Below are 7,336 nucleotides of genomic sequence, written 5' to 3' on the forward strand. Positions count from 1 at the left end.
CAGGGATACCTAGGGGTGTTTCCCCAGCCCCGGTCCGCAGATCACCCGATGGTCGCTCCCCAGCGACATTTCTAGCGTAGAGCGTGTACAGCGCCAGAGAAAGGGTCGCCATGAACACACCTCGCTCGACCGTGCCTTCGGACACTCGCTCGCGACGCCGCAAGGCGCCTTGGCTCGGCGCATTGTTCGCCGCCACCCTGACCGTCGCCATGATCGCCGCGCCCTCCGCGATGGCGGACATGATCGGTCCCTACAACATCGACGGGGTCGTCCCCGACGCCACGACACCGGCGCTCACCCCGATTCCCGACGCGGCGGGCAACACGAAGGAGCTCGGACCACTCAACGCCAGCACCACCAAGATCGGCGTCATCCACAAGGACGCCGTGCCCACACTGGGCGAGACCAACCCGAACGCCCAGGTCGACCTCAACACCGCGTGGCTCGCCACCGACCGCGTCGGCGGGGATGACTTCCTCTACTTCGCGTGGCAGCGAGACAAGGAGGTCGGCAGCGGCTTCATCGCGTACGAGTTCATGAAGAACGCGGCGCCCATCGCCTGTGCGTACGGCACGGCATCAGCCGCGACCCTCATCGCCAACTGCAACCCGTGGGCCAACCGGGCGGCGGGTGACTTCCTGATCCTGTGGGACCAGCAGGGCGGGAGCACCGACCTCATCGTGAGGAGGTGGCAGGGCACCGCGCCCAACCTCACCCTCTCGGCCGCCGTTCCGCTGTCGAACTACGACGCCCAGTACAGTGCGGACGGGTTCCGCGGCGAAGCGGCGATCAACCTGACCGCAAACGGTCTCGGATCGGGCGGGGCGTGCCTCGCATTCGCGAACGTCATCCCGAGCACGGTCACCGGCAACTCCGACACCGCGGACTACAAGGACACGATCCTGCAGCGGATCACGCTGAGCAACTGCACCTCGACGACCGTGACGACACCACAGGACGGTGACGGCGTGGCGATTCCCGGGTCGATCTCGATCGGCGACGGCGAGGTCGAGGTTCAGGACTCCGCCGAGATCAGCGTGACGGGGGGCAATGCGACCCCCGCGGGCAGTGTGGCGTTCTGGCTCTGCAAGGTGGACACCGGCACCTGTGACGGGACCGCCGGGCGCGTGGGTACGTCCGTGGGATCCACGAACGTCACCGGGGCTGCGTATCCGGTGACCGTTTCGTCGCCGTCCGCCTTCGTGTCGGCGACGGGCAGATACTGCTGGCGTGCGACGTTCACGGGTGACGAGGCGAACAGCATTCCGGGCTCTTCGGACTTCTCGACAGGGGAGTGCTTCGAGGTCGACCCCGTCGATCCCGAACTGTCGACCGAAGCTGGTCCCAACGTGTACCTGGGCGCGTCGGTGACGGACACCGCGGAGCTGTCGGGTACCGCGACGCAGCCGCGCGACCCGGTCATCAACCTGACGGCGGGCTCCGGCGCGCCGGCGGGCGGCACCATCACGTTCAAGCTCTACGGGCCGAGCGACGATGGCTGTGGCGCACTGTTCGGCACCACGTCGGCGGTGAACGTCAGCGGTGACGGCTCGTACGACTCGCCGGCGCTCACGCCGACCGCCACGGGCAACTACCACTGGGTCGCCGTCTACAGCGGATCGCCGAACACCAACGGCGTCACGCACAACGCGGACTGCGCCGACGAGGCCGAGGACGTGGAGGTCCAGAGCGTGGCATCGAGCATCTCGACGGATCAGGAATGGGTGCCGAACGACTCGGCCACCGTCTCGGCTCCGGCGGGAGGCGCCCTGGACGGGACGGTGACGTTCTCGCTCTTCGCCTCGGCTGACTGCTCCGGCACGGCGATCTACACGGTCGACAGGGTCGTGGCAGGCGCTTCGCCGCAGACCGTGGAGACCGCGAACACGACCGCGGTGACCGCATCCGGCGACTACTCGTGGCAGGTGAGCTACGACAGCGAGAACGCGGCGCAGCGTGACATCGGCGCCAGCTGCGAGGAGACGTCGGTGCTGACGATCGACAACGGCGAGGAGGTCAGCAGCGACTGAGAGCCGGTGATGACCTGATCCTCTTTGTGGGATCGTGAGGTCGCGGCCGGGCGAGAACCCAACCTCTCGCCCGGCCGCTTCGCGCTGCGGCGGATCACCCCGGATGGGTGTTGAACCAGGTGCGCCGCCGTTCGCGGTCGGCGTCGGACTCGTCGGCGTCGGACGTCTCGTGCTCGACGAGGTGAGCCGAGTCGTCGAGGTCCACGAACCGCAGGCAGGCAGGGCAGAGCGCCCGCCCGTGCGGGTAACCGTCGTCGAGCGGCGGGGCGGGGCGGCCGGGGGAGCCGGATCCCTCGCAGCGGGGCGCGTCGGCCGCGGCATCCGTCCACATGATCGCGCGATGACGGTGCAGGCCCGGGTGGTCCAGGTGTCGCGTGCAGCGGCGGCCCGTATTGCGGCTGCGGCAGAACCGCACGACGGAGGGGGTGGCGTCGGGCTGGGTCACGGTCGCACGCGCGGGACGAAGCGGGGCACCCAGCGCACGAACGCGACGGCGCCGACGAGACCGATGACACCCACGACGCCCGTCGCGACGGCGAGGCTCGACACGGCGGCGATTCCCGATACGAGCAGCGGCGAGACCGCGCCGCCCGCGTCGGTGAGGGTGCGCCACGACCCGAGGAACGGGGCGGGGTCGTTCTTGGGCGCCACGTCGGCGCCGAGGGTGAGCAGGATGCCGCTCGACAGTCCGTTGCCGACGCCGAGGACGGCTGAGAACAGGGCGAACCACATCGCGGACTGGTCGAGATCGTGGGTGGACGACAGGGCCACGAACCCCAGGCCCATGAGGAGCATCGCGGGCAGGGCGGCCCACAGGCGGCCGAAGCGGTCCATGACCTGGCCGCTCGCGTAGAACAGCGCGAAGTCGATCGCTCCCGAGATGCCGACCACGAGGGCGATGGTCTGCGCGTCGAGGCCGATCGACACGCCCCACAGCGGGAGGACGACCTGCCGCGCGGAGCGGACGGCGGAGAGGGATGCCGCGGCCAGGCCGAGCCGCGAAAGCACCCGGCGGTAGGCCCACATCGTCCGGAAGACCCCGGCGCGCTCCGTCGTCGGGATCGAGCCGGTGACCGGCTCTCCGGTGTCCTCGGCCATGGTCGAGTCACCGCGCGGTGCGGGGCGGGGGGAGGGTCCGGGGGTCGCAGCGCCCGCGAGCGACGTCTCCGGGTCGGGGCCGAGGAGCACGAGAAGGACCGTCGCCACGAGGCATCCGGCGAAGAACCAGATCGTCGCGTGCTCGTCGCCGATGAGCGCCAGGAGGCCGGCCGCGACGAACGGTCCGATGAACATGCCGAGGCGGAAGGTGCCGCCGAGCAGCGAGAGCGCCCGCGCGCGGAACGCCAGCGGAACGCGCGTGGCCATGAACGAGTGGCGCGCAAGACCGAACGCCGCGGCGCAGAAGCCGATGACGAACACGGCCGACGCGAAGACGCCGAGCGACGGCGCGAGCGCGAGACCGATGACGGCGACGAGCGACAGCGCGCCGGCGATCGCCATCGTCAGCCGCTCGCCGATGCGAGCGACCGCCCAGCCCGCGGGGATGTTCCCGCACAGCTGACCCACCACGAGCGCCGATGCGACGAGCGCAGCAGTCGCGACGTCGGCGCCCAGCTGCGCCGCGATGATCGGGATGAGGGGGATCACGGCGCCCTCGCCCAGGGCGAAGAGCACGGTCGGGCCGTAGATCATGGGGGCGAATCGCCACAGAACGTCCCGGGCGGGCACGGGGTCGGGGCGATCGCTCACGTGCATCCACGTTAGTCTGGACTGTCATGCTCGACTTCGATCCCTCCGCCGACATCCAGGCGCTGCGCTCCACGTTCTCCGACATCAAGGCCGTGGTCGACGTCGACGCACTCACCGCCGAGATCGCCCGCCTCAGCGAGGCCGCCGGCGCCCCCGATCTGTGGGACGACGTCGAGCAGGCGCAGAAGGTGACGAGCGCCCTCAGTCACCGCCAGGCCGAGCTCAAGCGGGTCACCGACGTCGAGCAGCGCCTCGACGATCTCGAGGTCCTCGTCGAACTCGCCAACGAGATGGACGACGAGGACTCCGCCGAAGAGGCGCGCCGCGAGATCGCCGAACTCGAAGACATCGTCGGCCAGCTCGAGGTGCAGACGCTGCTCGACGGTGAGTACGACGAGCGCTCGGCCGTCGTGACCATCCGCTCCGGTGCGGGCGGCGACGACGCGACCGATTTCGCCGAGATGCTCCTGCGCATGTACCTGCGCTGGGCCGAGCGCCACAAGTACCCCGTCAAGGTGATGGACACGTCCTACGCCGAAGGCGCCGGCATCAAGTCGGCCACGTTCGAGGTCGATGCCCCTTACGCCTACGGCACCCTCTCGGTCGAGGCGGGCACCCATCGCCTCGCGCGCATCAGCCCGTTCGGCTCGGCCGACAAGCGTCAGACCTCGTTCGCCGCGGTCGAGGTCATCCCCGTCATGGAGGAGGCCCAGGAGGTGGAGGTGCCCGAGGGCGACATCCGCGTCGACGTCTTCCGTTCGTCCGGACCGGGCGGTCAGTCGGTCAACACCACTGACTCGGCCGTACGCATCACCCACCTCCCCACGGGGCTCGTCGTGTCGATGCAGAACGAGAAGTCGCAGATCCAGAACCGCGCCGCCGCGATGCGCGTGCTGCAGACCCGCCTCATGCTGCTCCAGCGCGAGGAGGAGGCCGCGAAGAAGAAGGAGCTCGCCGGCGTCATCACCGCGAGCTGGGGCGACCAGATGCGCTCGTACTTCCTCTACGGTCAGCAGCTCGTCAAGGACCTGCGCACGGGCCACGAGGTCGGCAACCCCGCCGTCGTGTTCGACGGCGACCTCGACGGCTTCATCTCGGCGGGCATCCGCTGGCGCAAGCGCAAGGACGAGGACTGACGCAGGCCAGCGGGGGCGGGCTCGCTTCCGGGGCCGGGGTTCACGGCTCTTCGAGCCACTCCTGGATCATCACCGGGGATGCGTGGATGCACATGATCCGCAGGCGTCCCTGACCGGAGTTCGTGAAGCCGTGCCACGTGTCGGCTGCGACGACAGCCGTGTCGCCGGCCCGCGCGACGACGGTGTCGTCGCCCATCCGGATGGTCGCCTCGCCCTCGATCACGTGCCACGTCTCGGTGTAAGGGTGGCGGTGAAGGCCCGGACCCATGCCGGGGTCGTTGTCGACGTAGAAGAACGAGATGCCCGAGTCGTGCTGCTCGCCCTCGAATCGCATCGTGCGGGAAGCGCCGACGACGAGATCGGATGCCGGGATCGGTGAGGCTGTCATGTCTCCATGCTCGATGCAGACGCGACGGGCGTCCAGCCCTCAGGGTCGATGCCTGCTCGGCGGTGGGCGCTCGGCACCCGCGCCGCACACGAGTCGCTCTCTTCCGCGCTCCGTCCGGTTCAGAACGGCGCGCGCGCCGAGGCGTCTGCCGCCGAAGGCAGGAAAACCGGTACACGTCGCTCGGGTTCGACGCGGTAGTGCCGCCCCGACGGCGAGATCCACATCAGGGCGCCGCCCGAGTCCGGAATCTGTTCGACGATCCAGCCGCCGTGGTGCTTGATCGTGTGGTGACCGGTGCACAGAGGCGCGAGGTTGCAGAGCGAGGTCGGACCGCCGTGCTGCCAGTCGATGCTGTGGTCGATCTCGCACCGTGCAGCCGGGACTCCGCAACCCGGTGCCATGCACCGGTCCGCCCTCCACCGGACGAGGCGGCGCAACTCGGGTGGGGGTCGATATCGCGTACGCCCGACGGAGAGCACGATCCCGGTCTCGGGATGGGTCAGGACCCGCATCCACCCGTCGGCGCCACCGCACAGCTCACGCGCCTGCGAATCCGTGATCGGACCCACGCCCTCGACGACGGCGGGCGCGCTGCCTTCACTGTTGGATTCGAGCAGCGTCATCACCGGAACCGTGACAGCGACCGTGGCGCGGATGCCGCGCGATTCGGGCGGCAGCGCGGCGGTGTCTCCGTCGATGAGGAGGTCGCCCAGCACGTCGGCACGCCGCTGGTCGAGCGTGCGCGCCTCGCCGGGCGTCGAGAGGGCGTTGCCCATGGCGGTGAGCCTGCCCTGGATGGCCCGGGCCTCGACGGCGGGGAGGAAGGCGTGGAGCCACGCCATCCCGTCGTCGGCAGGCTCGACGACGACCCGCCGCTGCGCAAGAGCGTGCTCGTGCCGCTCGGCGAGCGACGCCGCCCGCTCGGTCTCGATGAGCGCCCGGAGCCGGCGGCGGAACGAACCGACCGGGAGCTCTTCGGCGAGGGCCAGCGCGACGTCGGCCAGTCGCTCGCGCAGCTCCGGCTCGATGGGGTCGAGCGCGTCGACGAGGATCTCGGCGTGCCTCTCGGTGATTCGCGCCCGGCTCAACGAGTCGAGGGTCGCGGGATAGCGGTGTACAAGCGCGTGCGCGAAGCCCAGCAGCTCGGCTGCCGCGTGCTCGGTCACGCGGAGGGCGGCAGCGAGTTCGAGGCGGATCGATCGTTCGACGACCGACATCACGCCGCCGCCGTACCGCTCGGCCTCAGCCAGCGCGTTGCGTCGCATCGCATCGACCCGAACGACGCGCTGAGCCGCGAACACGGCGATCATGCCGGCCACCTCGGTGACCAGCCCGACGTCGTCGGGCCCGTGCATGGCCCCGTCGTCGCCATCGGGCCCGTAGGTTTCCCAGTCGGGCTCTCCGTACGCGGACGCCACCCAGTCCGGCTCCTCCGGGGCGGGCGGGTGGCTCTCGGTCATGGTGTGACCTTAGAACATACCTCCGACATCGCCCGACATGTGCGGCGGCGGATACTGCCCCTTTGGGTGTCGCGGGAGCGGGGGACGAGGCATCCGCTTAGGCTTCTTAGGCCATGATCCGGTTCGAGAACGTCACGAAGCGCTACAAGGGCACGTCGAAGCCTGCCCTGAACAACGTCGATTTCGAGGTGCTGCGCGGGGAGTTCGTGTTCCTCGTGGGCGCGTCCGGCTCGGGCAAGTCCTCGTGCCTGCGGATGGTCCTCCGCGAGGAGACTCCGACCGACGGGCGAGTGGTGGTGCTCGGCCGCGATCTGCGTACGCTCTCCAATCGCAAGGTGCCGTACTTCCGCCGGCACATCGGTGCGGTGTTCCAGGACTTCCGGCTGCTGCCGACCAAGACCGTGTTCCAGAACGTCGCGTTCACCCTTCAGGTGATCGGATCGTCCCGCGGGTTCATCCAGCAGACCGTGCCCGAGGTGCTGGCGCTCGTCGGCCTCTCCGGCAAGGAGAAGCGCTTCCCGCACGAGCTGTCCGGCGGTGAGCAGCAGCGCGTCGCGATCGCCCGCGCGCTGG

Annotated in this window: 7 protein-coding genes; 3 read left to right on the forward strand and 4 right to left on the reverse strand. The window is 69.8% G+C overall.

From position 1 onward, the window contains the following. Positions 1 to 110 precede the first annotated feature (110 nt). A complete protein-coding gene (locus tag OB08_RS15200; RefSeq protein ID WP_461476179.1) occupies positions 111 to 2,030 on the forward strand; it encodes a hemagglutinin in 1,920 nt (639 codons plus the stop codon). 94 nt (positions 2,031 to 2,124) lie between these two features. On the opposite strand, the gene OB08_RS15205 is transcribed toward OB08_RS15200, so the two are convergent. Further along, positions 2,125 to 2,475 carry a hypothetical protein gene (locus tag OB08_RS15205; protein ID WP_461476181.1) on the reverse strand — a complete coding sequence of 117 codons (351 nt, stop codon included), beginning with the start codon at positions 2,473 to 2,475 and terminating at the stop codon, positions 2,125 to 2,127. Beyond that, positions 2,472 to 3,785 (reverse strand): MFS transporter, encoded by a 1,314-nt coding sequence (locus OB08_RS15210; protein WP_461476183.1) that lies wholly within the window; start codon positions 3,783 to 3,785, stop codon positions 2,472 to 2,474. The genes OB08_RS15205 and OB08_RS15210 overlap by 4 nt, the downstream gene beginning before the upstream one ends. Before the next feature lie 20 nt (positions 3,786 to 3,805). On the opposite strand from OB08_RS15210, the gene prfB reads away from it, so the two are divergent. Further along, on the forward strand, positions 3,806 to 4,915 hold the full coding sequence (gene prfB / locus OB08_RS15215; protein ID WP_461476184.1) for a peptide chain release factor 2: 1,110 nt from the start codon (positions 3,806 to 3,808) through the stop codon (positions 4,913 to 4,915). A 40-nt stretch (positions 4,916 to 4,955) separates the two neighbouring features. On the opposite strand, the gene OB08_RS15220 is transcribed toward prfB, so the two are convergent. Together OB08_RS15220 and OB08_RS15225 are read right to left on the reverse strand one after the other, a co-directional pair. Beyond that, positions 4,956 to 5,303, reverse strand: a complete 348-nt coding sequence (locus OB08_RS15220; protein ID WP_461476186.1) for a cupin domain-containing protein — start codon at positions 5,301 to 5,303, stop codon at positions 4,956 to 4,958. Between the two features lie 119 nt (positions 5,304 to 5,422). Next, positions 5,423 to 6,763 (reverse strand): HNH endonuclease signature motif containing protein, encoded by a 1,341-nt coding sequence (locus OB08_RS15225; RefSeq protein WP_461476188.1) that lies wholly within the window; start codon positions 6,761 to 6,763, stop codon positions 5,423 to 5,425. A gap of 113 nt (positions 6,764 to 6,876) precedes the next feature. Between OB08_RS15225 and OB08_RS15230 the strand changes: the two genes are divergently transcribed. After that, positions 6,877 to 7,336 (forward strand): cell division ATP-binding protein FtsE (locus tag OB08_RS15230; RefSeq protein WP_461476190.1); only part of this gene is annotated, 460 nt, incomplete at its 3' end.

Source organism: Microbacterium sp. HJ5 (assembly GCF_054824025.1).